Annotated in this window: 25 protein-coding genes; 15 read left to right on the forward strand and 10 right to left on the reverse strand. The window is 69.5% G+C overall.

Annotation, left to right across the window (positions count from 1 at the left end; all coding sequences use genetic code 11):
* Window positions 1-2 precede the first annotated feature (2 nt).
* Genes DIE17_RS18415 through DIE17_RS18425 form a run of 3 tightly spaced genes read right to left on the reverse strand, consistent with a single transcriptional unit; the run spans window position 3 to window position 3996 of the window.
* Window positions 3-2228 (reverse strand): xanthine dehydrogenase family protein molybdopterin-binding subunit, encoded by a 2226-nt coding sequence (locus tag DIE17_RS18415; protein ID WP_124520633.1) that lies wholly within the window; start codon window positions 2226-2228, stop codon window positions 3-5.
* A complete protein-coding gene (locus DIE17_RS18420) occupies window positions 2225-3226 on the reverse strand; it encodes a xanthine dehydrogenase family protein subunit M (RefSeq protein WP_124520631.1) in 1002 nt (333 codons plus the stop codon). Before DIE17_RS18420 ends, DIE17_RS18415 begins: the two co-directional genes overlap by 4 nt.
* A gap of 17 nt (window positions 3227-3243) precedes the next feature.
* Window positions 3244-3996 carry a (2Fe-2S)-binding protein gene (locus DIE17_RS18425; RefSeq protein ID WP_124520630.1) on the reverse strand — a complete coding sequence of 251 codons (753 nt, stop codon included), beginning with the start codon at window positions 3994-3996 and terminating at the stop codon, window positions 3244-3246.
* A gap of 559 nt (window positions 3997-4555) precedes the next feature.
* Between DIE17_RS18425 and DIE17_RS18430 the strand changes: the two genes are divergently transcribed.
* Both DIE17_RS18430 and DIE17_RS18435 read left to right on the forward strand, forming a co-directional pair.
* Window positions 4556-4840, forward strand: coding sequence for a hypothetical protein (locus tag DIE17_RS18430; protein ID WP_124520629.1), 285 nt, complete (start codon window positions 4556-4558; stop codon window positions 4838-4840).
* A 57-nt stretch (window positions 4841-4897) separates the two neighbouring features.
* Entirely contained in the window at window positions 4898-7018 is a 2121-nt protein-coding gene (locus DIE17_RS18435) for a phosphocholine-specific phospholipase C (RefSeq protein WP_124520627.1), read from the forward strand.
* Window positions 7019-7072: 54 nt separating this feature from the next.
* Here DIE17_RS18435 and DIE17_RS18440 read toward each other — a convergent pair whose 3' ends face one another.
* Window positions 7073-7696: an alpha/beta hydrolase gene (locus DIE17_RS18440; protein WP_124486609.1), complete on the reverse strand. Its 624-nt coding sequence runs from the start codon at window positions 7694-7696 to the stop codon at window positions 7073-7075.
* 256 nt (window positions 7697-7952) lie between these two features.
* On the opposite strand from DIE17_RS18440, the gene DIE17_RS18445 reads away from it, so the two are divergent.
* From DIE17_RS18445 to DIE17_RS18465, 5 genes are read left to right on the forward strand one after another with little or no spacing between them, the layout of a single operon-like run.
* Window positions 7953-8390 carry a VOC family protein gene (locus DIE17_RS18445; protein WP_044846155.1) on the forward strand — a complete coding sequence of 146 codons (438 nt, stop codon included), beginning with the start codon at window positions 7953-7955 and terminating at the stop codon, window positions 8388-8390.
* Window positions 8391-8394: 4 nt separating this feature from the next.
* On the forward strand, window positions 8395-9336 hold the full coding sequence (locus DIE17_RS18450; protein ID WP_124520625.1) for a glyoxylate/hydroxypyruvate reductase A: 942 nt from the start codon (window positions 8395-8397) through the stop codon (window positions 9334-9336).
* A gap of 29 nt (window positions 9337-9365) precedes the next feature.
* A complete protein-coding gene (locus DIE17_RS18455; protein ID WP_124486611.1) occupies window positions 9366-10298 on the forward strand; it encodes a hydroxymethylglutaryl-CoA lyase in 933 nt (310 codons plus the stop codon).
* A 23-nt stretch (window positions 10299-10321) separates the two neighbouring features.
* On the forward strand, window positions 10322-10828 hold the full coding sequence (locus DIE17_RS18460) for a YbaK/EbsC family protein (RefSeq protein WP_044846152.1): 507 nt from the start codon (window positions 10322-10324) through the stop codon (window positions 10826-10828).
* On the forward strand, window positions 10825-11031 hold the full coding sequence (locus DIE17_RS18465; RefSeq protein ID WP_124520624.1) for a DUF1289 domain-containing protein: 207 nt from the start codon (window positions 10825-10827) through the stop codon (window positions 11029-11031). Before DIE17_RS18460 ends, DIE17_RS18465 begins: the two co-directional genes overlap by 4 nt.
* Before the next feature lie 218 nt (window positions 11032-11249).
* Here the strand turns inward: DIE17_RS18465 and DIE17_RS18470 are convergent, their stop codons facing one another.
* Complete coding sequence (locus DIE17_RS18470; RefSeq protein WP_124486613.1) at window positions 11250-12152, reverse strand: DMT family transporter; 903 nt, start codon at window positions 12150-12152, stop codon at window positions 11250-11252.
* Window positions 12153-12265: 113 nt separating this feature from the next.
* On the opposite strand from DIE17_RS18470, the gene DIE17_RS18475 reads away from it, so the two are divergent.
* Window positions 12266-12757 (forward strand): Lrp/AsnC family transcriptional regulator, encoded by a 492-nt coding sequence (locus tag DIE17_RS18475; protein ID WP_124520623.1) that lies wholly within the window; start codon window positions 12266-12268, stop codon window positions 12755-12757.
* A gap of 62 nt (window positions 12758-12819) precedes the next feature.
* On the opposite strand, the gene DIE17_RS18480 is transcribed toward DIE17_RS18475, so the two are convergent.
* On the reverse strand, window positions 12820-13716 hold the full coding sequence (locus DIE17_RS18480) for an alpha/beta fold hydrolase (RefSeq protein WP_124520622.1): 897 nt from the start codon (window positions 13714-13716) through the stop codon (window positions 12820-12822).
* A 280-nt stretch (window positions 13717-13996) separates the two neighbouring features.
* Here DIE17_RS18480 and DIE17_RS18485 point away from each other — a divergent pair, with 280 nt between their 5' ends.
* Window positions 13997-14956, forward strand: coding sequence for a nitronate monooxygenase family protein (locus DIE17_RS18485; RefSeq protein ID WP_044846149.1), 960 nt, complete (start codon window positions 13997-13999; stop codon window positions 14954-14956).
* A gap of 112 nt (window positions 14957-15068) precedes the next feature.
* On the opposite strand, the gene DIE17_RS18490 is transcribed toward DIE17_RS18485, so the two are convergent.
* From DIE17_RS18490 to DIE17_RS18500, 3 genes are all read right to left on the reverse strand, one after another.
* Complete coding sequence (locus DIE17_RS18490) at window positions 15069-16031, reverse strand: LysR family transcriptional regulator (RefSeq protein WP_044846148.1); 963 nt, start codon at window positions 16029-16031, stop codon at window positions 15069-15071.
* A 174-nt stretch (window positions 16032-16205) separates the two neighbouring features.
* Window positions 16206-17282: a porin gene (locus DIE17_RS18495; protein WP_044846147.1), complete on the reverse strand. Its 1077-nt coding sequence runs from the start codon at window positions 17280-17282 to the stop codon at window positions 16206-16208.
* Window positions 17283-17629: 347 nt separating this feature from the next.
* Window positions 17630-18127, reverse strand: coding sequence for a peptide-binding protein (locus DIE17_RS18500; protein WP_124520758.1), 498 nt, complete (start codon window positions 18125-18127; stop codon window positions 17630-17632).
* 358 nt (window positions 18128-18485) lie between these two features.
* Here DIE17_RS18500 and DIE17_RS18505 point away from each other — a divergent pair, with 358 nt between their 5' ends.
* The 6 genes from DIE17_RS18505 to DIE17_RS18530 all read left to right on the forward strand — a co-directional run bounded on the left by DIE17_RS18505 (window position 18486) and on the right by DIE17_RS18530 (window position 25508).
* Entirely contained in the window at window positions 18486-19529 is a 1044-nt protein-coding gene (locus DIE17_RS18505) for a bile acid:sodium symporter family protein (RefSeq protein WP_124520621.1), read from the forward strand.
* Between the two features lie 267 nt (window positions 19530-19796).
* Window positions 19797-21635 (forward strand): phosphodiesterase, encoded by a 1839-nt coding sequence (locus tag DIE17_RS18510; RefSeq protein ID WP_124520620.1) that lies wholly within the window; start codon window positions 19797-19799, stop codon window positions 21633-21635.
* A 351-nt stretch (window positions 21636-21986) separates the two neighbouring features.
* Window positions 21987-23006 (forward strand): LacI family DNA-binding transcriptional regulator, encoded by a 1020-nt coding sequence (locus DIE17_RS18515; protein ID WP_124520619.1) that lies wholly within the window; start codon window positions 21987-21989, stop codon window positions 23004-23006.
* Window positions 23003-24283, forward strand: coding sequence for an AGE family epimerase/isomerase (locus DIE17_RS18520; RefSeq protein WP_124520618.1), 1281 nt, complete (start codon window positions 23003-23005; stop codon window positions 24281-24283). Before DIE17_RS18515 ends, DIE17_RS18520 begins: the two co-directional genes overlap by 4 nt.
* Window positions 24280-25188 (forward strand): carbohydrate kinase, encoded by a 909-nt coding sequence (locus tag DIE17_RS18525; RefSeq protein WP_124486619.1) that lies wholly within the window; start codon window positions 24280-24282, stop codon window positions 25186-25188. The genes DIE17_RS18520 and DIE17_RS18525 overlap by 4 nt, the downstream gene beginning before the upstream one ends.
* A gap of 98 nt (window positions 25189-25286) precedes the next feature.
* Window positions 25287-25508 (forward strand): hypothetical protein, encoded by a 222-nt coding sequence (locus DIE17_RS18530; RefSeq protein ID WP_044849082.1) that lies wholly within the window; start codon window positions 25287-25289, stop codon window positions 25506-25508.
* 103 nt (window positions 25509-25611) lie between these two features.
* On the opposite strand, the gene DIE17_RS18535 is transcribed toward DIE17_RS18530, so the two are convergent.
* Window positions 25612-25806, reverse strand: coding sequence for a DUF2905 domain-containing protein (locus DIE17_RS18535; RefSeq protein WP_124486620.1), 195 nt, complete (start codon window positions 25804-25806; stop codon window positions 25612-25614).
* Window positions 25807-25816: the final 10 nt, after the last annotated feature.

Below are 25816 nucleotides of genomic sequence, written 5' to 3' on the forward strand. Positions count from 1 at the left end.
GCTCACGCGCGCGTCGGCATCGCCACCTTGTCGAGCGTGATCGGCAGATCGCGCACGCGCACGCCCGTTGCGTGATAGATCGCATTCGCGATCGCCGCCGGCACGCCCGTGATCCCTATTTCGCCGATGCCGCGGATGCCGAGCGGGTTGAAATGCGTGTCGTGCTCGTCGACGAAGCTCACGTCGAGATCGCCGATATCCGCATTCACGGGTACGTGATATTCGGCGAGGTTCGCATTCGTGAAGCGGCCATGCCGCACGTCGAGGAACGAGCCTTCCTCGAGCGCGGTGCCGAGCCCCCACACCATCCCGCCGATCAGCTGGCTGCGTGCGGTCTTCGCATTCAGCAGGCTGCCGACGCTGTACACGCCGACGATGCGCGGCACCCGGATCGTGCCGAGTTCGGCATCGACGTGTACTTCGGCGAACACCGCGCCGAACGAATGAGATGCATAGCGCGACTTCTCGTCACCCGGCTTCGCGGTCGCCTGCGCTTCGAGCGGCCGTCCGCCCGCCCGCGCGATCACCGCGGCGGCCGGATCGCGCCGCGACGTTTCGCCGCGATGCACGAGCCAGCCGTCGTCGACCGTCACGTCGTCCGCCGCGACGCCGTGCAGCGGCGAGCCCCGATCGGCGACCGCCAGCGCGATCAGCATCGCGCGCGCCCGCAGCGCGGCGTCGCGCACGGCCGGCGCGACGCTCGCCGCCGATTGCGAGCCGCCCGACACCGGCGCGCGCGGCAGGCTCGAATCGCCGAGCACGAAGCGCACGTTCTGCAGCGCGAAGCCGAGCGCATCGGCGGCGACCTGCGTCATGACCGTGTAGGTGCCGGTGCCGATGTCCTGCGTGCCCGACGCGACTTCGGCCGTGCCGTCCGGCAGGATGCGCGCACGCGCAGACGCCTCGCTGCGATTCGCCGGGTACGTCGCGGCGGCCATCCCGAGACCGACCAGCGTGTCGCCGTCGCGCATCGTGCGCGGCCCGCCGGTGCGCCGCGACCAGCCGAAGCGTTGCGCGCCGGCCTGGTAGCACTCGCGCAGCTTGTTGCTCGACCACGGCTTCCCGTCCTCCGGATCGACTTCCGCGTAATTCGCGAGCCGCAGCGCGACCGGATCCATGCCGAGCCGCCACGCGAGCTCGTCCATCGCCGATTCCAGCGCGAACGAACCGGACGCCTCGCCGGGCGCGCGCATGAACGTCGGCGTGCCGACGTTCAGCGACACGATCCGGTGCGTGGTCGCCTGGTTCGGCACCGCATACATGATCCGCGACGGCATCCCGCACATCTCCGTCCAGTCCTCGAACGTCGACGTGGTGACGATCGAGTCGTGGCGCAGCGCGGTCAGCGTGCCGTCGGCGCGCGCGGCCAGCACGACGCGCTGCTCGGTGAACGGGCGGCCGCCGACCGGGCCGAACATCTGCGGCCGCGTCAGCGCAAGGCGCACCGGGCGGCCCACCTGTCGCGCGGCCATCGCGCACAACGACACGTGCGACCACGACGATCCCTTGCAGCCGAAGCCGCCGCCGAGGAACGGCGAGATCACGCGCACCTGCTCCGGCGCGATGCCGAACACCGCGGCCACCGCCGTGCTGGCGCCCGACACGCCCTGCGTCGCGTCGTGCAGCGTAAGCGTCGGGCCGTCCCAGTGCGCCATCGTCGCGTGCGGCTCGAGCGGGTTGTGATGCTGCATCGGCGTCGTGTAGGTGGCGTCGATGCGCACCGCGCCCTCGCGCAGGCCTGCATCGACGTCGCCGCGCTGCGTGTCCATCGCGCGCCCCTGCTGCTTCGGCGGCACGCGCGCGCCGCGCTTCGCGCGCGCGAAATCGAGCGTGGCATCGCTCGCGCGATAGCGCACCTGCACCGCATTCGCGGCGTCGGTCGCCTGCTCGAGCGTTTCGGCGACGACGACCGCGACAGGTTCGTTGCTGTAGCGCACCGTGTCGTCCTGCAACAGCGTGAGCCGGCGCCCGGCCGGCGGCGACAGCGGCGTGCGGCCGCCGTTGGGCAACCGCATCGCGTTCTCGTGCGTCATCACGAACAGCACGCCGGGCATCGCGCGTGCGCGTGCCGCGTCAATCGATTCGATGCGCCCCGATGCGATCGTGCTCGTCACGAGCACCGCGTGCGCGAGGCACGTATCGGCGAATTCGGCCGCATAGCGCGCGCCGCCCGTCACTTTGAGTACGCCGTCGACACGGTCGAGCGGCTGTCCGGTCACCGTGTTCATGCCGCATCTCCCGTCGTGCCAGCGGCCGCATGCACCGCACGGACGATCGCGCGCTGCGCGAGCGCGACCTTGAATCGATTGCCGTCGAGCGGCCGCGCGTCGCGCAACGCGAGCGCAGCCGCCTCGCGCAGCGCCGCATCGGTTGGCGCGCGGCCGACGAGATGCCGTTCCGCGGCCGTCGCACGCAGCGGCTTGTGCGCCACGCCGCCGAGCGCGATGCGCGCCTCCGTCACCTGCGCACCGTCCAGCCGCAACGCGGCGGCCACCGCGACCAGCGCGAACGCGTAACTCGCGCGGTCGCGCACCTTCAGGTAGTGCGCATGGTCCGCAAAGCGCGGCGGCGGCAGATCCACCGACGTAATCAGTTCGCCCGGTTCGAGCGTCGTGTCGAGGTCGGGCCGATCGCCGGGCAACCGGTGAAACGACGCGAACGGAATCTGCCGCGCGCCGCGTGGGCCGCTCACCTGTACGACCGCGTCGAGCGCCGCGAGCGCGACGCTCATGTCCGACGGGTTCACCGCGACGCACTGCTGGCTGGCGCCGAGAATCGCGTGCATCCGGTTGTGCCCGCCGATCGCCGCGCAGCCGCTGCCCGGCTCGCGCTTGTTGCATTGCGCGAACGCGGGATCGTAGAAATACGGGCAGCGCGTGCGCTGCATCAGGTTGCCGCCGACGGTCGCCATGTTGCGCAATTGCGCGGACGCGCCGGCGAGCAGCGCCTGCGACAGCAGCGGATAGTCCGCGCGGATACGCGGATGAGCGGCCGCATCGCTGTTGCGCATGAGCGCACCGATTCGCAGTCCGCCATCCGGCAACGCGTCGACCGTATCGAGGCCCGCGATACGCGTGATGTCGATGAGCGTGACGGGCCGCGCGACGCCGCCCTTCATCAGGTCCAGCAGGTTCGTGCCGCCGCCGATGAAGGCCGCGCCCGGCCGCTGCGCCGCCCGCACGGCGCCCGCGACGTCGGTTGCCCGTTCGTAGGAGATCGCTTCCATGGCCGGGTCCTCCCGCGCTAGCCGTTCGCCGCGTGCGCGGCGCGCACGGCGGCGACGATGTTCGGGTACGCACCGCAGCGGCACAGATTGCCGCTCATGCGCTCGCGGATCTCGTCGTCCGACAGTTGTGCGGGCCGGCGTCGCACGTCGTCGGTGACGGCGCTCGCCGCGCCCGCCGAAAACTCGTCGAGCAGCGCGGTCGCAGAACACAGCTGGCCGGGCGTGCAGTAGCCGCACTGGAATGCATCGTGATCGACGAACGCACGCTGCATCGGGCTCAGCACGCCGCCGCGCGCGAGCCCCTCGACGGTCGTGATCCGCTCGCCTTCGTGCATCACCGCGAGCGTCAGGCACGCGTTGATGCGCCGCCCGTCGACGAGCACCGTGCACGCGCCGCATTGCCCGCGGTCGCAGCCCTTCTTCGTGCCGGTGAGGCCCGCGTATTCGCGCAGCGCGTCGAGCAGCGTGACGCGCGGTTCGAGCTGCAGCGTGTATTCGCGCCCGTTGATGTCGAGCCGCACGGGCTGCGCCGGGACCATATCGCGATGTGTCGCCGCAGGCGTGAATGTCGTGTGCGGCTGCTGCGGATGAACGTGCGATGCGGCGCCGACGGTCGCGGCCGCCGCCGATTGCAGAAAGCGGCGCCGTGCGGCGCTGGAGGGCGTATCGTGCGGTAACGGCGGCGACGCCGCATGGCCGGCCGCGAGCGGCGACGGGGCAGCATCGCTCGCGGGCTCGGTGGACGGGGGGATGGGTCGATCGCTTGACATGGCTTCTGCTCGCTCCCTGGTTGATGGATGCGGATACGCCGCCCGTGCCCGGTTGGCCGCGCGGGACAGCGCGTGCATCGGCGCTGCGAGCAATTCCGGTGCCGCAAGCCGACACGGGTCTTCGCCTGCGCCGGGCAGATTGCGTTCATGCGTTGCGAACGGACCGCACGCAGGTATCGGTTACCGCTCCTGTCACGTGCGTGCCGCTACGCTGGCGCGTGGCTGACCGTCGGCTGTCGATGCGGTAAAAAACACGCATTCGGCAGTGGCGCGGGCGACACATCGACCGACGCTGGCCAAAGGCGTCCGCAACGCCGTGCACGACACGTCGCATCGCGTGCATGGTTCGTCGCGTTGCACGCGCGTGTAAATGCGCGCGGCCACTACATCCGCCATGAAAATTCGGCGGGTCGACCCGGCTCCGCCGCCGTGAAAGCATACGGTCAGCATCACGAAAGCCGTTCGCGATCACGCGCCGGTCGCAAACGATTCACCGAATCGTCGCATCGCACGGGCATACTCGAAAACGTTTCCCGATCCGCCTGCCAGGAGAGAAGTGATGCGTCGTGTTGCCCTCGTCGTCGTTCTATGTGCCGCCGCATTCGCCGCCGCCTGCAGCGACGACGCGCCGCACGACGCGCACGCGACCGACGCCTCGCAACAGGCCGGCGCATCGTCCGGCGCCGCGAGCGCGTTCAACAGCGGCTCGGGCGCGAAAGCCGCCGCGTCCGATGCCGCGCCGCTCGCGCCGCCCGTCGTCCACTACCCGCCCGACGATGACGACGACGCGAAGCCCGCGACGAACGCGGGCGCGTCCGCCATCGCCGCGTCGTCGCCGCACTGATCCCGCCGTTCCTGTTGGTGTCCCCAGTCCCCGATCGCAGAACCGAGGTGAAATAACATGACGTCATCCAGCCGCCGCCGTTTCCTGCATACCGTCGCACAGTCGGCGGGCGCGGCCGTCGCGCTCAACGCGTTCCCCGAATCGATCCGCCGCGCGCTCGCGATTCCGGCCGCGCGCGGCACCGGCACGATCCGCGATGTCCAGCACATCGTCGTGTTCATGCAGGAGAACCGCTCGTTCGACCATTACTTCGGACACCTGCGCGGCGTGCGCGGCTACAACGACCGCTTCCCGATTCCGCTGCCGAACGGCAAGCCGGTGTGGTACCAGCCGTCGAAGGAAGACCCGGCGAAGCCCGTGCTGCCGTTCCGGCTCGACACGAAGACGACCAGCGCGCAGTGCCTGGGCGCGCTCGACCACTCGTGGGCGAAGACCCACGCGGCGATCGACGGCGGCCGCTACGACCAGTGGCCCGCGAACAAGACCGACATGACGATGGGCTATCACGTGCGCGAGGACATCCCGTTCCATTACGCGCTCGCCGATGCGTTCACCGTGTGCGACAACTACTTCTGCTCGCTGCCGGGGCCGACGCATCCGAACCGTTCGTACCTGATGACGGGCACGGTCGACCCGACCGGCAAGTTCGGCGGCCCGTTGCTCGACAACGCCGACTACGTCGACGGCGACCTGCCGCCCGCGTACCAGCTGCTGTCGTGGACGACCTTCCCCGAACGGCTCGAGGCGCGCGGCGTGTCGTGGCAGATCTACCAGCAGGGGCTCACGTGGGCCGATCCGTACAACGGCAACTACGGCACGAACATCCTGCAGAACTTCACGAACTTCATCAACGCGAAGCCGGGCTCGTCGCTGTACCAGCGCGCGCAGACGGTGCGCACGCTCGACAACCTGAAGGACGACGTGATCAACGACCGGCTGCCGCAGGTGTCGTGGCTGCTGCCGCCCGCCGTGTTCTCCGAGCATCCGAAATACACGCCGGCGTACGGCGCGAACTACACGTCGCAGATCCTCGACGCGCTGACGTCGAACCCGGACGTGTGGGCGAAGACGGTGCTGTTCATCATGTACGACGAAAACGACGGCTTCTTCGATCACGTCGTGCCGCCGCAGCCGCCGACCTCGGCCGCGCAGGGCGCATCGACCGTGACCACCGACGGCGAGCTGCATACGGTCGTGAATCCCGGCCGCGGCGGCAGCTACACGGCCGACGGGCTGCCGTACGGCCTCGGGCCGCGCGTGCCGATGACGGTCGTGTCGCCGTGGTCGAAGGGCGGCTTCGTGTGCTCACAGGTATTCGACCACACGTCGGTGATCCGCTTCATCGGCGAGCGCTTCGGCGTCGACGAGCCGAACATCACGCCGTGGCGCCGGACCGTCTGCGGCGATCTGACCGCCGCGTTCGACTTCCGCTCGTCCGACGCGACGTTCCCGACGCTGCCCGATACGAGCCAGTACCGCTCGATCGCCGACCAGCAATGCACGTCGCAACCCGCGCCGAGCGTGCCCGCGACGCCGTCGCCGATCGACCCGCAGGAACCCGGCGTGCGCCCGGCGCGCGCGCTGCCGTACGAACTGCACGTGAACGCGAGCCTCTACGGCGGCAACACGCTGCGCATCGAGTTCGCGAACCGCGGCAACCAGGGCGCGCACTTCCAGGTGTACGCGACCAACCGCACCGACGGCCCGTGGCGCTACACGGTCGGCGCGCGCCGCGTGCTGCACGCGGACTTCGACGTGACGGAGACGAACGGCGCGTATGCGTTCTCGGTGTACGGGCCGAACGGCTTCGTGCGGATGTTCGCGGGCAACGTGTCGGCCGCGACGGCGCGCCGGCGCAACCAGGCGCAGCCGGAGGTGAAAGCCGGCTACGACATCGCGAACGGCAACCTGTACCTGAAGCTGCGCAACCACGGCAGCGGTCACGTGACGCTGACGCTGACCGACAACGCGTACGGCACGCCCGCGCGCCAGGTGACCCTGCACGGCGGCGACGAACGCGTCGAGCAATGGGCGCTCGCGTCGAGCCACCACTGGTATGACGTGACGGTGAGCGACGGCGTGAACGGCACGTTCTCGCGCCGCTTCGCGGGCCACGTCGAGAACGGCCGGTCGAGCTACTCGGATCCGGCCGCGGTGCGCCCGGTCTCCGCGCCGTAAGCGCGGCGGCACGACGGCGCGCGGCGTCGGCCGCGCGGCGCGTGCCGTCGAATCTCAGATCGCGTGCGCGAGCGCGCGCTCGACGGGCGCGACGTCGAAGCCGTCGTCCGCGTCGCGAAAGCGCAGCGGCGCCGCGCAGTGCACCAGCGTGTCGATGAAGTACTTCGCGCGCGGCCACGGCCCGAAGCCGGCCGCGGTGTTGATGTGCCCCGCGTCGCCGAGGTTCACGAATGCGCTGCCGAGCCGCTGCGCGAGCGTGCGCGCATCGGCGAGCGGCATCCACGGGTCGGTTTCGCTGCCGATCACGATCGACGGCACCGCGAGCCGGCGCGCGTCGAACGGCCCCGCGAACGTGAATTTCTTCGGACTGGCGGGCGCGACGAGCAGCACGCCCGCGACGTCGGCCTCCTGCGGCCATTGCGCGAGCGCATGCGCGGCCGCGAGGCAGCCGAAGCTGTGCGCGGCCAGCACGAACGGGCCGCGCTCGCGTTCGAGCAGCACGCGCACGGACTGCGCCCAGCGCGCGAGATCGGGGGCGTCCCAGTCGGCCTGCTCGACCCGCAGCGCACGCGGGAACTGCCGCTCCAGCCAGGTCTGCCAGTGGGCGCCTTCGCTGCCGTGCAGGCCCGGAACGGTCACGAGCCGCGGCGGCCACGCCGATTTGCTGCATGCGCGCATGATTGCCCTCGCTTGCTTTGCTTGGAGACGAGGTTCGATTGTGGCGTGGCGTGCGCGGCGGCCGAACCAATATTTTGTGCTTTGCTTTTGCGCGGGACGGTAGCCGGGCGACCGCCGGCGCGGGCCTCGCGGTGCGGGCCGGCGGCCTCGCGGCGGCGCAATGCGCCGCGAAACCGTAGAATGTGGGCTTCCCGCTTGCCTTGCATCGGATCGAACCGGGCTCCCCGCGCCGGTTCCGATCGACAGGAGACGCCCGATGTCCGCTACGCCCGCCGGCGCGCTGCGCCCGTTCCATCTCGCCTTCCCCGTGTCGAGCCTCGCCGGCGCGCGCGCGTTCTACGGCGGCCTGCTCGGCTGCCCCGAGGGCCGCAGCTCGGAACACTGGGTCGACTTCGACTTCTTCGGCCATCAGCTCGTCGCGCACCTCGCGCCGGACGAAACCGGCAAAAGCGCGGTGAACCCGGTCGACGGCGACGACGTGCCCGTGCGCCATTTCGGCGTCGTGCTGTCGATGGACGAATGGCATGCGCTCGCCGACAAACTGAAGGCCGCGCATACGCGCTTCGTGATCGAGCCGCATATCCGCTTCAAGGGCGAGGTCGGCGAGCAGGCGACGATGTTCTTCCTCGATCCGTGCGGCAACGCGCTCGAGTTCAAGGCGTTCGCCGACATCGGCCAGCTGTTCGCGAAGTAAGCGCATGAAGATCCTGTTCTACTCGCCGCACCAGGAAGCCGGCGCCTGGCACGACGCGATCGCGCAGGCGCTGCCCGAGGCCGAGCTGCGCGCGTGGCAGCCGGGCGACACGGCTGCCGCCGACTACGCGCTCGTGTGGCGCGCGCCGCGCGAGCTGTTCGCGCCGCGCGACGGCCTGCGCGCGATCTTCAACCTCGGCGCGGGCGTCGATGCGCTGCTCGCGCTCGATCGCGCGCATCCCGGCACGCTGCCGCGCGACGTGCCGCTGGTGCGCCTCGAGGATTCGGGCATGGCGCGGCAGATGATCGAATACGTGACGCACGCGGTGCTGCGCTACCTGCGCCGCTTCGACGAATACGACGCGTTGCAGCGCGAGCGCCGCTGGCAGGTGCTGGAGCCGCATCCGCGCGCGAGCTTCACCGTCGCGGTGCTCGGCCTCGGCGTGCTCGGCGCGCAGGTCGCGCAGGCGCTCGCCGCGCTCGGCCTGCCGGTGCGCGGCTACAGCCGTAGCCCGAAACGGCTCGACGGCGTCGCGACCTTCGCGGGCGACGACGCGTTCGACGCGTGCGTCGACGGCGCGAAGGTGCTCGTCAACCTGCTGCCGAGCACGCACGATACCGACGGGATCCTGTCGGCGCGGACCTTCGCGAAGCTGGCGCCGGGCGCATACCTGGTGAACGTCGCACGCGGCGCGCATCTCGTCGAAGCCGACCTGCTCGACGCGCTCGCGAGCGGCCAGGTCGCCGCCGCGACGCTCGACGTGTTCCAGCACGAGCCGCTGCCGGTCGACCACCCGTTCTGGCACGCGCCGCGCATCACGATCACGCCGCACAGCTCGGCCGAGACGCTGCGCGACGAAGCCGTCGAGCAGATCGCCGGCAAGATCCGCGCGCTCGAGCGCGGCGAGCGCGTCGGCGGCATCGTCGACTACGCGCGCGGCTACTGAATTCCACCTATACGAGACCGGAGACAACCATGACGTTCCCCACCGCCGTCAAGATCGTCGAAGTCGGCCCGCGCGACGGGCTGCAGAACGAAAAGACCTTCGTACCGACCGACGTGAAGATCGCGCTCGTCGACCGGCTGTCGCGCGCCGGCTTCCGCAATATCGAGGCCGCATCGTTCGTGTCGCCGAAATGGGTGCCGCAGATGGCCGACGGCGCCGACGTGATGGCCGGCATCGAGCGCCGCCCGGGCACCGTGTATTCGGTGCTCACGCCGAACCTGAAAGGCTTCGAGAACGCGCTCGCCGCACGCGCCGACGAAGTGGTGATCTTCGGCGCGGCGAGCGAGGCATTCTCGCAGCGCAACATCAACTGCAGCATCGCGGAGAGCATCGCGCGCTTCGAGCCGGTCGCGAAGGCCGCGAAGGATGCCGGCCTGCGGCTGCGCGGCAGCGTGTCGTGCACGCTCGGCTGCCCGTACCAGGGCGAGGTGCCGGTCGCGTCGGTCGTCGACGTCGTCGAACGCTTCGCCGCGCTCGGCTGCGACGAGATCGACATCGCCGACACCATCGGCGTCGGCACGCCGAAGCGCACGCGCGAAGTGCTGTCGGCCGTCACGCGCGTGTTCCCGCGCGAACGGCTGTCGGGCCACTTCCACGACACCTACGGCCAGGCGCTCGCGAACATCTACGCGGCGCTGCTCGAGGGGATCGAGATCTTCCACGCGTCGGTCGCCGGCCTCGGCGGCTGCCCGTACGCGAAGGGCGCGACCGGCAACGTCGCGACCGAGGACGTGCTGTACCTGATGCAGGGCCTCGGCATCGACACCGGCATCGATCTCGCGCAGGTGGTCGCCGCCGGCGACTTCATCTCGAACGCGATCGGCCGCGCGAACGTGTCGCGCGCCGGTCGCGCGCTGCTCGCCAAGGCGCAGAGCGCGGCCGACGCGCCGAGCTGCGCGTGACCCCGACACTCACCGGACTCCCCATGACGACACCCGCTTCATTCGACTCTCTCCCCGATTCCGCGCGACGCGTCGCGCTGCTGCTGCGCGAACGCGGGCATGCGAAAGGGATCGTGATGCTCGCCGAAACCGGCAAGACCTCCGCCGAAGCCGCGGCCGGGCTCGGCTGCTCGGTCGCGCAGATCGCGAAGTCGATCCTGTTTCGCCGCGAATCCGACGGCCTGCCGGTGCTCGTCGTCGCGAGCGGCGTGAATCGCGTCGACGAGAAGAAGGTCGCCGCCCAGGTCGGCGCGGTCGGCCGCGCCGATGCGAAGTTCGTGCGCGACCATACCGGCTACGCGATCGGCGGCGTGTGCCCGATCGGCCATCTCGTCGAACCGGTCACGCTGATCGACGCCGACCTGCTCGAGCTCGACAGCCTGTGGGCCGCCGCCGGCCATCCGCACGCGGTGTTCAACCTGTCGCCGCAGGAACTCGTCGCGCTGACGGGTGCGCCGGTCGCCGACGTCGCATTGCGTAACGACGCATGAGCGACGCGCCGGTACCGGTCGGCACGGTCGCCTCGCCGTGCACCGACGTCTGCAGGATCGATCCGCGCACCGACTGGTGCGCGGGCTGCCTGCGCACGCGTGACGAGATCAAGGGATGGCGCGCGTCGGACGACGACGCGAGACGCGAGTTGCTCGCGCGGCTCGACGCGCGGCGGCGCCTGCTCGCACGGAGCGGCGCATAAAAAAATGCCGTTCGGCCTGCTTGGCGAACGGCATGAGATCGGAATCCTGTGAACGTGATCAACGTCACAGCCGCATCATACGAGCGACGCTGCAGCGTCGCATCGGGTGTTTCCCTACAACTCCTTACGGCCTGTCTGGCGCGCAATCCGCGTGCCCGGAGGCGACGCCGACGGGCCTGGCGGCAGGCCGTAGCGGCAAGTCGAATCGCACGACCGTTTCAGTTGCCGACCGCCGCGCGACGCGCGGGCACGATGCGCCAGCCGAGGTTCACGCCGGCCGCCGCGAGCAGGATCAGCAGCGCGCCGAGCACCTGCGTCCACGCGAGCGTCTGCCCGAACGCGATGCGATCGACGATGATCGCGACGACCGGATAGACGAACGACAGCGCGCCCGTCATCGCGACCGGCAGCTTCTGGATCGCGCCGTACAGCAGCACGTACATCAGGCCGGTGTTGACGACGCCGAGCACGACGAGATCGAGCCACTGCGCGGCCGTCGCCGGCAGCGTGTCGAAGTGCGCGAACGGCGCGAGCAGCACGATGCCGAGGCCGGCCTGCAGCAGTGCCAGCAGGTGCGGCGGCGTGCCCTTCAGGTGCTTCGTGACGATCGACGACACCGCGTACAGGAACGCCGCGCCGAGCGACAGCGCGACGCCTTCGAGATATTCGCCGGGCACCGCGAGCACGGCCGGCTCGACCCGCACCACGCAGACGAGCCCGATGAACGCGAGCGCGAGCCACGCGATCGTCGACGCGCTGATCCGTTCGCGGAACACGAGCGCGCCGAGTGCGACGAGCATGAACGGCTGCGTGTTGTAGACGGCGGTCGCCATCGAGATCGACGCACGCGAATACGCGGCGAACAGCAGCAGCCAGTTCGCGACGATCGCGACGCTGCCGAGCGTCGCGAGCGCGAGCATGCGCGGCGAGAACAGCGCGCGGCGCAGCAAGCCGAGCGCCGCGCAGACGATCGCGAGCGTCGCGGCGCCGAACAGGCAGCGGAAGAACACGACGTTGGTGAGCGGTTGCTGCGACGACATCACGAGCCAGCCGATCGTGCCGGACATCAGCATCGCGACGATCATCTCGGCGGCACCGCGGCGGATTTCGTTCGAGGCCATCATGGACTCCGTTTGGCGAGAGAAGATGACTTCGATTCTAGAAACTTGCTTTCCGTGCATCCACGGCTAAACTGAAGCGAAACGACCGATTCACCTTCGAAAGCAAAGCGATCATGTCGAAACGCCTTTCCCCGCCCGCCGTCGCGTCGCTGGACGCGACCGACCGCGCGATCCTCGCGGCGCTCGCCGAGGATGCGCGCATCGCCACCAGCGAGCTGGCGCGACAGATCGGGCTGTCGGCGCCCGCGACCGCCGATCGCGTGCGGCGGCTCGAGGCGCAGGGCGTGATCGCGGGCTTCACCGTCGAGCTCGATCCGCGCGCGCTCGGCTACACGCTGCAGGCGATCGTCCGCGTGAAGCCGCTGCCGGGACAGCTGCATCTGGTCGAGGAGGTGTTGCGGCGGATTCCGGAATTCGTCGAATGCGACAAGGTGACCGGCGAGGACTGCTTCATCTGCCGGCTCTACCTGCGCACGATCGAGCACCTCGACGACATCCTGTCGAAGGTGACGGAGCGCGCGGAAACGAGCACGGCGATCGTGAAATCGACGCCCGTGCCGCGCCGCCTGCCGCCGCTGGTCGAAGACGACGTCGCGCGCCGCTGATCCTCGAACGCTGACCGTCGACGCGCAGCAAGCGCCGCGCGACCGGCCGCGGCCGGCCCCGCTCACGCGGCCGCGTCGCGCGCTTCGAAGAACGCGAGCAGCTCGTCGATCAGCGCGACGGGCGCCTCTTCCGGAATGTAGTGCCCGCAATCGAGCGAGCGGCCGCTGACGTCGCGCGCGACGCGCCGCCATTCGTCGAGCGGATCGAAGCAGCGGCCGACGATCCCGTGCTCGCCCCACAGCACGCGCAGCGGGCACGCGACCTTGTTGCCGCGCTCGAGATCCGCGCGGTCGTGTTCGAGATCGATCGTCGCCGACGCGCGGTAGTCCTCGCACATCGCGTGTACGGCGCCCGGCTGCGCGAGCGCGGCGCGATACGCGGCGAGCGCCTCCGGCGCGAACGGCGCGAGCCCGGCCGAGCGGTTGCCCATCACGCGCTCGATGTACGCATCGGTGCGCCCTTCGATCAGCGTTTCGGGCAGCGGAGCCGGCTGGATCAGGAAGAACCAGTGGAAATACGCGGTCGCGAACGCACGGTCGGTCTGCTCGTACATCGCGAGCGTCGGCGCGATGTCGAGCAGCATCATCCGCTCGACGGCCGCCGGATGATCGAGCGCGAGGCGGTGCGCGACGCGCGCGCCGCGATCGTGCGCGCACACATGGAATTGCTCGAAACCGAAATGGCGCATCACGGCGACCTGGTCGGCCGCCATCGCGCGTTTCGAATACGGCGCGTGCCGCGCGTCGCTCGGCGGCTTGCCCGACGCGCCATAGCCGCGCAGGTCGGTCGCGATCACCGTGAAGTGATTCGCCAGCGTCGCGGCGACGCGATGCCAGATCATGTGGGTCTGCGGGTGGCCGTGCAGCAGCAGAAGCGGCGGCCCCGCGCCTCCTTTGACACCGAAGATGTCGGTGTCCTGCACCGTCACGCGAAACGGAGCAAACGCCTCAAACGACATGGTTTGTTTCTCGTTGGTTTGTTATGGCGGATATTGTAGGAGCGCCCGGCCGGCTGCTGCGCGCGCCAGATGCCCGAACGCGTAGAAAGAGAACACTCACTCGATTGTCGCCACGCCGCGCGGTTTGTTAAGCTCGCGTAGAATCGCACGACCGTTCGTATTAATATGAACGCGCGGCTGTACCGCTACACTCGAAGCACCGTTCGACCGCCAAGCATGCATGCCGGCGTCGGCGCGACCCGCGCCGGGCCCGGCCGCCCCTCGAGACTGGAGACATCACATGGCATTGCCCGCCGTCCTGCAGAACCTGACGCTGCCCGTCATCGCGTCGCCCATGTTCATCGTCAGCTACCCCGAACTCGTGCTCGCGCAATGCAAGGCGGGTATCGTCGGATCCTTCCCCGCGCTCAACGCCCGTCCGGCCGAACTGCTCGACGAATGGCTCACGCAGATCCAGTCCGAACTAGCCGACCACAAGGCGAAGCACCCGGACGCGGTGATCGGCCCGATCGCGGTCAACCAGATCGTCCATCAGTCGAACGTCCGGCTCGAGCACGACGTGCGCGTGTGCGTCGAGCACAAGGTGCCGATCTTCATCACGAGCCTGCGCGCGCCGGCGCGCGAGATCGTCGACGCGGTGCACAGCTACGGCGGCATCGTGCTGCACGACGTGATCAACCTGCGCCACGCGCAGAAGGCGCTCGAAGCGGGAGTCGACGGACTGATCCTCGTCGCGGCCGGCGCCGGCGGCCATGCGGGCACGACGTCGCCGTTTGCGCTCGTGGGCGAAGTGCGCAAGATGTTCGACGGCCCGATCGTGCTGTCCGGCGCGATCGCCAACGGCGGCTCGATCCTCGCCGCGCAGGCGATGGGCGCCGACTTCGCGTACATGGGCACGCGCTTCATCGCGACGCAGGAAGCGCACGCGGTCGAGGACTACAAGCACGCGATCCTCAACGCGAAATCGTCCGACATCGTCTACACGAACCTCTTCACCGGCGTGCACGGCAACTACATCCGCGAGAGCATCGAGAAGGCCGGCCTCGATCCGGACGCACTGCCGGAATCGGACAAGTCGAAGATGAATTTCGGCGGCGACAAGGCGAAGGCGTGGAAGGACATCTGGGGTGCCGGCCAGGGCGTCGGCCTGATGGACGACCTGCCGAGCGTCGGCGCACTCGTCGAGCGCCTGAAGCGCGAGTACGACGACGCGAAGGCACGACTCGGCATCGCGCGCTGACGCGGGCGGCGGGTTGCGCCACCGGCGCGCACGACGTCGGACCAAACAAAAAAGCGCGAACCGCAACGGCTCGCGCTTTTTTCATGTCCGCCACGCGGGCGGCCGGCGCCGGTCAGCCCGCGCGCTTGATCCGCGTGATCGGCAGCACGCGCAGGCGCGACTCGATCGACGGGCACAGCGACTGCCCTTCGAACCGTGCCGCGAGGAAGTCGACGAACGAGCGCACCTTCGCGGACACGTGGCGACGGCTCGCGTACACCGCATAGATCGGCGCCTCGTGCGGCGGCACGGCGTCGAGCAGCACCGGCACGAGCCGGCCGGATTCGATGTCGTCGCCGACCACCTCGGTGCCGAGCAGCGCGATGCCCGCGCCCGCGAGCACGGCTGCGCGCAGCCCCTCGAGATGGTTCACGATCAGGTTGCCGTTCAGGTTCACGCGCGACGCGGCGGCCGCGTCGATCACCAGCGAATCGAGCATCGTCGAATTCGAATCGCGACGCAGGTAGTTGTGATGCGCGAGATCGGCGATCGTCTGTGGCGTGCCGTGCTTGTCGAGATACTCGGGCGACGCGACCAGCAGGATGTGCGCGGTCGCGATCTGCCGCGCGACCAGCGACGACGATTTCAGCCCGTTCGGCGCCGCGCGCACCGCGACGTCGTAGCCTTCCTCGATCAGGTCGACCACGCGATCGGACAGCGTCACGTCGACGGTCACGTCCGGGAACCGACCCGCATAATCGGTGACGGCCTGCATCACGTGCCGCAATCCGAACGCGGACAGCGACGTCACGCGCAGGCGGCCCTGCGGCACCACGCTCGCGGCGCCGACCGCCTGTCCGGCTTCGTCGAGTTCCGACAGCGCCTGCACGAGGCGCTCATAGTATTCGCGTCCCGCCTCGGTCGGCGCGACACGTCGTGTCGTGCGATGCAGCAGCCGCGCGCCGAGCTGCTGCTCGAGATGCATCACGTGCTTGCTCGCCATCGCGGCCGACATCTGCATGCGCTCGGCCGCGCCGACGAAGCTGCCCACTTCGACGACGTAGCGAAACACATTCATGCTGACGAGGGTATCCATCGAACTAGCTCGCAATTCCTGGGAATTATGCAATTACGAGATAGGGTAACAAAGGCGAGGAAACAAAAAGGTCAACAAAGGCAAAACGGCGCCGCGAATAGCGGCGCCGTTTTTTCGGGGCGCAATGCCGGCACATGCGACGCGCGTTGTGTGCGCGTCCGAACCGACGAATCGTCAGAACTTCGCGCGGATGCCTGCGCCGAACGTATTGCCGCTCGACAGGCCGCTGATGTGGTCGTTCATGTACGCAGCGTAGACGTCGGTGCGCTTGGACAACGGATAGTCGTAGCCGACGGCCCAGGTCTGGCGCGTCTGGTCGAGGCCGCCGCCGTCGCGCGAGTACGCGTACGACGCCATTGCGTTGCCGACGCCGAGCGGCACCGACACGCCGCCCTGCGCGGTGTTCACGTGCCAGCTGCCGGCGACCTGGTCGTTCTTCGTATACATGTACTGGCCGAACAGCTTCACGTATTTCAGGTCGTAGGTCGCGCCGACCAGCCCGATGCCCTGGCTCTTCATGCCGGTCACGAGCGAGCTCAGGTCCTGCGGGCCGTTGTTGAAGTTCACGTACTGGTAGACAGCGGTCGCCGCGAACGGGCCGTTCGCGTAGTTGAACTGCGCGCTCCACTTCTTCGAGCGGTTGTCGCCGGCCGTGTTGCCGAGCGCGTACATCGCCGCGAAATTCAGGCCCCCGAACGAAGGTGACGTGTAGGACAGTGCGTTGTTCCAGCCCGAATCGCCGACCGCGCCCTGGTCGCTCGGATAGGTCGGGAACGTGCCGAGGCCGAGGAACACGTGGTACACCATCGGCGAGAAGGTGTACGAATCGTAGAACGGGTTGAACAGGATCGTCGACAGGAACAGGTGCGTGGTCAGGCGGCCCGCCGTCACCGTGCCGTACGGCGAGCTGACGCCGACATATGCGTTGCGCGCGAAGAACGTGTCGCCCTGGAAGCGGCCGAACTGGCCGTTCTGCGCACGGAAGAAGCTCTCCAGCGTGAAGATCGCCTTGTAGCCGTCACCGAGATCCTCGGCGCCGTGCAGGCCCCAGTAGGACGTCGACATCCCGCCGCCCGACACGTTCCATGCGCGATCGCCGCCCGGGAACTTGGTGGCGCCGACCCATTCGTCGACCTGACCGTAGAGCGAGACGCTCGACTGCGCGTGAACGGGTGCGGTTGCGGCCACGCAGGCGGCCGCGGCGATCAGCTTGACGGACGTGCGCGACGCACGGCGAGCGAATGCTTTCATGGGATCTCCAGGGTTTTGTCGAATGTCGATAAGTGGCGCGAGCGTTGTTGTTTGGAGCCGATTGCTTGCGTCGTATGGGGCGCAGCCATCTTTACGGAACCTGCGTCCCGTCAAAATTGCGCACACTTATTGCGGGTATAGCGGCAGCATTAACTTCGCGGAATCGGCACATGGCCAGGCGCGCCGCAGCGGCCCCGCGCGGTGCGGGCACGCGACGGGACGGCCGCGAGGGGCGCGCGTGCCGGGCGCGAAAGATAGCGCAATGCGACGGGAAAATCAGCGGAAATCTATGCGCGACTGTGGCGAATTCGCATCACAGCCGGCGGGGGAACGAACGCGCGGGGCGCTCAGTTTCGGTAGAACGGGGAGAAAAACGGCGAGTGGGAAGGCTCTTCCTGCGCGCGGGGCGGCGGCATCGGACGGCCGCCACGCTCTTCGTTGTAGCGCGCGACGTCGGCGCGGATCGAGCCGGCCCGCAACGGAACGTTGCCGCCGCCCGGCGGACGCGGCATCTGGCGGGACTCGGCGCTGATCGGACGATACGGGCTCTGCGCGGCGTAATGCCCGTAAGACGGCGTCGGACGCAGGCCCCAGCGGGAACCATAGCCGTTCACGCCGCCGGCACGCGCGCCGCCCGGCGGCAGCGCCCGGCGCCATACCTGCGCGTTGCCGGCCGGCTGGCCGTACATGCGCATGTCGCCGCCACCGAAACCGTGACCGAAGCCATGACCGCCGCCGAACGCCTGACCACCATGCGGCGGTTGCGCGAGCGCGAGCGGCATCAGCAGCGCGCCGAGCACGCCTGCCACCCATCGTCCGACCTTCAGTTTCACCCGTTCCGTCATCATTCAGTGCCTGTTGCCGCTCGCCGCCGGCTGTTTCCGGCCGACGCAAGCCTTTCAGCAGTAATTTATGAGCGGTCCCAAACGGTGTCGAGCCAAAAAGTGTTATGTCGCGGGCATCGGTGTAACACCATGTTACTGCTAGGTTTTTTCACTTCAGGGTGGGATCGCGACAGAACATTCTTCTGCCGCTTCGCACGTCGCCGGGCCGCCGCGGGCGTGCCGTGTTGCGCAGCCGCATCATGCAATCGATTCATCAATGGATTCGTACAATGAATTTGTTTATTGAATGACCAACCGGGACAATACCGGCTTCGCGCGCGCGACATGTGCGCCCGCCGTTTCCGAATCGAGTTCCCCGATGGCCCGTCCCCGTTTTCTTCCCGACAACTTCACGCTCGCGCTCGTCGGCACCGTCGTGCTCGCGAGCCTGCTGCCGTGCCGCGGCCCGGCCGCCCATGCGTTCAATTGGGCGACCAACATCGCGGTCGGCCTGCTGTTCTTCCTGCACGGCGCGAAGCTGTCGCGAGAAGCCGTCGTCGCGGGCGCGACCCACTGGCGGCTGCATGCGGTCGTGCTGCTCAGCACGTTCGCGCTGTTCCCGCTGCTCGGCCTCGCGCTGAAGCCCGTGCTGCAGCCGCTCGTCACGCCGACGCTGTATGCCGGCGTGCTGTTCCTGTGCACGCTGCCGTCGACCGTCCAGTCGTCGATCGCGTTCACGTCGATCGCGAAGGGCAACGTGCCGGCCGCCGTGTGCGCGGCATCGGCGTCGAGCCTGCTCGGGATCTTCGTGACGCCGGCGCTCGTCGGGCTGATGATCACGTCGCAGTCGGCCGCGGCCGCGTCGCCGTGGAGCACCATCGGCAGCATCGTGATGCAGCTGCTCGTGCCGTTCATCGCCGGCCAGCTGCTGCGGCCCGTGATCGGCGGCTGGATCGAACGCAACCGCGGCGTGCTGCGCTTCGTCGACCAGGGCTCGATCCTGCTCGTCGTCTACGTCGCGTTCAGCGAGGCCGTGAACCAGGGGCTGTGGCACCAGATTCCGGCGCGCGCGCTCGGCGGCCTGCTGATCGTCAACGTCGTGCTGCTCGTGATCGCGCTGGGGCTGACCGCGTTCGTCAGCAAGCGGCTCGGCTTCAACCGCGCCGACCAGATCACGATCATTTTCTGCGGGTCGAAGAAGAGCCTCGCGGCCGGCGTGCCGATGGCGAAGGTGATCTTCTCCGCGCAGGCGGTCGGCGCGATCGTGCTGCCGCTGATGCTGTTCCACCAGATCCAGCTGATGGCCTGCGCGGCGCTCGCGCAACGCTGGGGCGCGCGCGACACGAGCGGCGAGCGCGACGGCGACGCGGGTGCGGCCGGTGCCGCACGCGGGCGCGGTGCGCTGAGCGCGGGCAAGCGCTGACGCGGGAGGCTGCGCGGCCGGCATGACTGGCCGCGCTGGGGTGTTCGCCTCTCGCCTCTCGCCTCTCGCTTCTCGCTTCTCGCTTCTCGCTTCTCGCTTCTCGCTTCGCGCTTTCCGCCTCCCGCCTCCCGCCTCCCGCCTCCCCGCCGCGCAGCCCGCCGCGACGCATGCACCATCGACGCGCATCGCGTCACGAAATCTTCATTCAATTCTCCGCACGCACTGCCGTTAAAGTCGGGCGTCCCGTCGTCTCGGCCGCCCCCCTCCATGCCCGCGCCCCATCCCGACTCGCCCGCTGCCCCCACCACCCACCTGATCGCGGAACGCGCGCTCGCGGCCGTGTTCCAGCCGATCGTCGATCTCGGATCGGGCACGGTCGTCGGTTACGAAGGCCTGATCCGCGGCCCGCGCGGCACCGACCTCGAGCCGCCGGCCGCACTGTTCGCGCAGGCCGCCCGCGACGGCACGACCGTCGCGCTCGAACAGGCGGCCGCGCGCACCTGCCTCGACGCATTCGCGGCGCTCGGCTGCGACGGCAAGCTGTTCCTCAACTTCAGCGCGGGCACGATCCTGCAACTCGCGCGCGAACGCGAGCGCGCGCGGCAACTGCTCGTGCGCGCGCGGATCGGCGCCGAGCGCATCGTGATCGAGCTGACCGAGCAGACCGCGCTGCCGGACGTCGCACGCATCGGGCCGGCGGTCGCCTCGCTGCGCGACGCCGGCATCCAGTTCGCGCTCGACGACTACGGCACCGCGAACGCGAGCATGAACCTGTGGCTGCGCCTGCACCCGGATGTCGTGAAGATCGACCGCTTCTTCATCCACGACATCGCGCGCGATCCGCTCAAGTTCGAGGCGGTCAGGGCGATGCAGCACTTCGCGCAGGCAAGCGGCGCGCAACTGATCGCGGAAGGGATCGAGAACGAGTGCGACCTGCTCGTCGTGCGCGACATGGGCATCGGCTGCGTGCAGGGCTTCCTGCTCGGGCGGCCGGACGCGCAACCCTCGCCGGTCGTCGCGCCGGCCGCGCGCGACGCGATCCGCGCCCCGCACATCGCGGTGTTTCCCGGTGCGACCCGCGCCGTGCGGCCGGCCGGCACGATCGCGGCGAAGATGCTCGTCGCCGCGCCGGCGCTGCCGCGCGACGCGACCAACAACGACGTGCTCGACCTGTTCAACCGGATGCCCGCGCTGCACGCGGTCGCGCTCGTCGAACGCGACCAGCCGGTCGCGCTCGTGAACCGGCGCGGCTTCATCGACCGCTTCGCGCTGCCGTACCACCGCGAGGTGTTCGGGAAGAAGCCGTGCCTGCAGTTCGCGAACGACGCGCCGCTGATGATCGACAACGCGACGACGGTCGAGCAGCTCGCGATGCTGCTCGCGAGCCACGACCAGCGCTACCTCGCGGACGGCTTCGTGATCACCGAACACGGCCGCTACGTCGGGCTCGGCACCGGCGAAAGCCTCGTGCGCGCGGTGACCGAAATGCGCATCGAGGCCGCGCGCTACGCGAATCCGCTGACGTTCCTGCCCGGCAACATCCCGATCAGCGCGCATATCGAGCGCCTGCTGGCGCGCGACGCCGGCTTCCACGCGTGCTACGTCGACCTGAACCAGTTCAAGCCGTTCAACGACCAGTACGGCTACTGGCAAGGCGACGAAGTGCTGAAGTTCGCGGCGACGGTGCTGGCCGGCGTGTGCGATCCGCAACGCGACTTTCTCGGACACGTCGGCGGCGACGATTTCCTCGTGCTGTTCCAGCGCGACGACTGGCACGCGCGCGCGGCCGACGCGATCGCGCGCTTCAACGACGGCGCGCAGCGCTTCTACACGCAGGCCGACCGGCTGGCGGGCGGGCTGCGCGGCGAGGACCGCTACGGCAACCCCGCGTTCTTCGGCTTCGTGACGATGGCGATCGGTGTGGTCGGCGTGCCGGCCGGCGCGAACGGCGCGATACGCTACGGCAGCGACGAGATCGCATCGGTCGCGGCGCTCGCGAAGCGACGCGCGAAACAGCAGCCGGGCGGGCTCGCGGTCGTCGATCTGGACGCGGGCCGCGCGGCGCTGCGCGATCGCGGCGAGCCGCCACTCGCGGCGGCAGGCTGAGTGACGGGCGGTTGCCGGTCGCAGGCAGGTCGCCAACCCGCCCGAGCGACGTTGCCGGTGCCGCGCCGACCCGGCCGGGCCGCGCCCCGGCAACCGCCGGCCGATCGCCCCGCCGGCTCCGTTCACGCCGGGCAGCGGAACGTGCCGGACGCTCCACCTGCCGGCACCGCCACATTCCGCGTGATCACCTTGCCTTTTCCGCGTTTTGTTTAGTATTTTTAGTAACGGCGTTTTCGCAGATTAGCTCGCAAAAACCCGCTATTTCCGGGTATTCCCCGGTTATCCGGCCCGAATTAGGCGCCGCGTTTACTATACAATCGCCGTCACCCTAAACAAACCGGATCCCGAACGATGGGCACCACCATTCGCGACGTAGCGCGGGCGGCAGAGGTCTCGATCGGCACCGTCTCCCGCGCGCTGAAAAACCAGCCGGGCCTGTCCGAAGCCACGCGAGCGCGCATCGTCGAGATCGCGCAGCGGCTCGGCTACGACCCGGCCCAGTTGCGGCCGCGCATCCGCCGGCTCACCTTCCTGCTGCACCGCCAGCACAACCGCTTTCCCGCCAGCCCGTTCTTCTCGCACGTGCTGCACGGCGTCGAGGACGCGTGCCGCGAGCGCGGCATCGTGCCGACGCTGCTCACGGTCGGCCCGAACGACGACGTGCTGCGCCAGATGCGCCCGCACGCGCCCGACGCGATCGCGGTGGCCGGCTTCATCGAGCCCGAGACGATCGAGGCGCTCGCCGCGACCGGCCGGCCGCTCGTGCTGATCGACCTGTGGGCGCCCGGCCTGCGCTCGGTGAACATCGACAACGCGACGGGCGCGGCGCTCGCGATGCGTCACCTGCTCGCGATGGGCCGCTCGCGGATCGCGTTCATCGGCGGCTCGGCCGCGCACTACAGCATCGCGCAGCGCGCGATCGGCTACCGGCGCGCGTTCTTCGAGGCCGGGCGGCTGTTCGATCCCGCGTACGAAGTGACGATCGACGCCGGGCTCGACCCCGACACCGGCGCCGCGCGGGCGATGCAGCAGCTGCTCGACGCGCCGGGCCCGCGCCCGGACGCCGTGTTCGCGTACAACGACGCCGCCGCGCTGGCCGCGCAGCGCGTGTGCCTCGCGCGCGGCGTGCGGATTCCGGAAGACATCGCGATCGTCGGCTTCGACGACATCCCGGCCGCCGCGCACGCGAACCCGCCGCTCACGACGCTCGCCGTCGACAAGGAAGCGCTCGGCCGCCGCGGCGTCGAACTGCTGCTCGCCGAAGCCCCCGAGCGCACCGAGATCTCCCTGCCCGTCGAGCTGATCGTACGGGCCAGCAGCCAGCCCGCCGGCTCACCGGCGCTCGATACCGCCACGGTCACCGAATCATGAACATGCCCCCGGCCCAATCCCGCACGGCCACGCCGGCCAACCACGCGCAAGCGGCACCGTTCGTCGCGAGCTTCCGCGATCCGTCGTTCCTGCTGTCGCACGTCGAGGACACGCTGCGGTTCTACGCGACGAACGCGTTCGACCCGACGGGCGGCTTCCGCCACTATTTCCGCGACGACGGCAGCGTCTACAACCGCACGTCGCGGCATCTGGTCAGCAGTTGCCGGTTCGTCTTCAACTACGCGATGGCGTACCGGCATTTCGGCGATCCGCGCCATCTCGACTACGCGCGCCACGGGCTGCGCTTCCTGCGCGACGCGCACTGGGACGAGGCGCTGCAAGGCTACGACTGGGAGCTCGACTGGCGCGACGGCACGAAGCACGCGACGCTCGACGGCACGCGCCATTGCTACGGGCTCGCGTTCGTGCTGCTGGCCGCCGCGCACGCGACGATGGCCGGCATCGACGAAGCGCGCGCGCTGATCGCGTCGACCTACGAGCTCGCCGAACACCGCTTCTGGGATGCGGCCGCCGGCCTCTACGCGGACGACGCGACGCCGAACTGGATCGTGTCGTCGTACCGCGGCCAGAACGCGAACATGCACATGACGGAAGCGCTGCTCGCGGCATACGAGGCGACCGGCCACCTCACCTACCTCGATCGCGCGGAAAAGCTCGCGACCCACATCACGCAGCGCCAGGCCGCGCTGTCGGGCGGCCTCGTGTGGGAGCACTACCACGCGGACTGGTCGGTCGACTGGGACTACAACAAGGAAGACAGCTCGAACATCTTCCGTCCGTGGGGCTTCCAGCCCGGGCACCAGACCGAATGGGCGAAGCTGCTCCTGATCCTGGAGCGGCACCGCCCGCTCGACTGGCTCGTGCCGCGCGCGGCCGAGCTGTTCGACGCGGCGCTCACGCACGCATGGGACGCCGATCACGGCGGCCTCTGCTACGGCTTCGGCCCCGACTTCACGATCTGCGACCACAACAAGTATTTCTGGGTGCAGGCGGAGACCTTCGCAGCGGCCGCGATGCTCGGCGCGCGCACCGGCAGCGAGCGTTTCTGGGATTGGTACGACGAGATCTGGCGCTACAGCTGGGCGCATTTCGTCGATCACCGCTACGGCGCGTGGTATCGGATCCTCACCTGCGACAACCGCAAGTACAGCGACGAGAAAAGCCCGGCCGGCAAGACCGACTATCACACGATGGGCGCGTGCTACGACGTGCTCGCGACCCTCGCGCGGGCGGCGCGCAGCGAGCCGACGCAATGAGCGGCGGCACCTTTCCGGCCTTCGTGTCGGCGGGCGACATCCTGACCGACATGGTGCGCGCAGGCGACGCGCAGTGGACCTCGGTGCCGGGCGGCGCCGGCTGGAACGTCGCGCGCGCGGTCGCGCGGCTCGGCCTGTCGAGCGCGCTCGCGGGCGCGATCGGCGAGGACTGCTTCTCCGACGTGCTGTGGCGCACCAGCGAGGCCGCCGGGCTCGACCTGCGCTTCCTGCAGCGGGTCCCGCGTGCGCCGCTGCTCGCGATCGTCCACGAGACGCGGCCGCCCGCGTACTTCTTCATCGGCGAAGCGAGCGCGGACCTCGCGTTCGACCCGGCGCGGCTGCCGGCCGGCTGGGCCGCTCACGTGAAATGGGCGCACTTCGGCTGCATCAGCCTGGTGCGCGAGCCGCTCGCGGGCACGCTCGTCGCGCTCGCGGCCGACCTGCACGCGCGCGGCGTGAAGATCAGCTTCGATCCGAACTACCGGAACCTGATGACGGCCGCGTACCGGCCGACGCTGGAGACGATGGCCGCGCTCGCCGACCTGATCAAGGTCTCCGACGAGGACCTGCGCCACCTGTTCGGCGGCGACGGCCCCGACGCGGTCGCGGCGGTGCGCGCGCTGAATCCGCGCGCGGCCGTGCTCGTCACACGCGGCGCGCAGGCGGCGACGCTGTACGCGGACGGCGACGTGCTCGAGGCCAGCCCGCCGCGCGTCGAGGTGGTCGACACCGTCGGCGCCGGCGACGCGTCGATCGGCGGCATGCTGTTCAGCCTGATGGCCGCGCCGCAGCGGTCGTGGCGCGAGCATCTCGCGTTCGCGCTCGCGGCGGGCGCCGCCGCATGCCGGCACACGGGCGCGCACGCGCCGACGCTCGACGAGGTCGTCGCGCTGCTCGAAGGGTGACGGGATGATGACGGCGCGCTGATCGGTCGCCGATATGCGGCGCTGTACATGCTGCGCCGCAGTGCTACGATGAAGTGTCCTATTGCGGGAGAGGCACGATGGACACGAACACGTTCACGAAGGGCATCTACACGGCCAAGGCGCATACGCAGCACGCCGCCAACGGACAGTTCCAGGGCTACGTGATCCTCGCCCGGGACGACGGCGACGAGACGGAGAACGTGCGCTACGACGTCCACACGACGAGTCCGAGCGAGGAAGAGGCGTTCGACGAGGCGAAGGCGCTCGCGCACCGGATCCTCGGCGAAATCGAGCTGTGATGCGCGAGCTTCAATGCACGAGCCGTCATGCACGAACTACCCCGCGCCGAACCCGTCACGTGCGCGCCGCGGCCGGACCGCGACGCGCCGTCTTCGGCACGGCTCAGAGCAGCCGCGCCACCAGCGACACCAGCATCGTCAGCACCAGCGTCGACATGAACGGGAACGGATAACGCCGCCCGCCGAGCGTCAGCGTGACGTCGCCCGGCATCCGCCCGATGCCGAACTTGCCGAGCCACGGCCAGCAGCGCGTCAGGATCATCACCGCAACGAACGACGCCATGAACCAGCGCAGCATCCCGGTCTCC

Source organism: Burkholderia sp. Bp9099 (genome assembly GCF_003857805.1).
Lineage (GTDB): Bacteria > Pseudomonadota > Gammaproteobacteria > Burkholderiales > Burkholderiaceae > Burkholderia.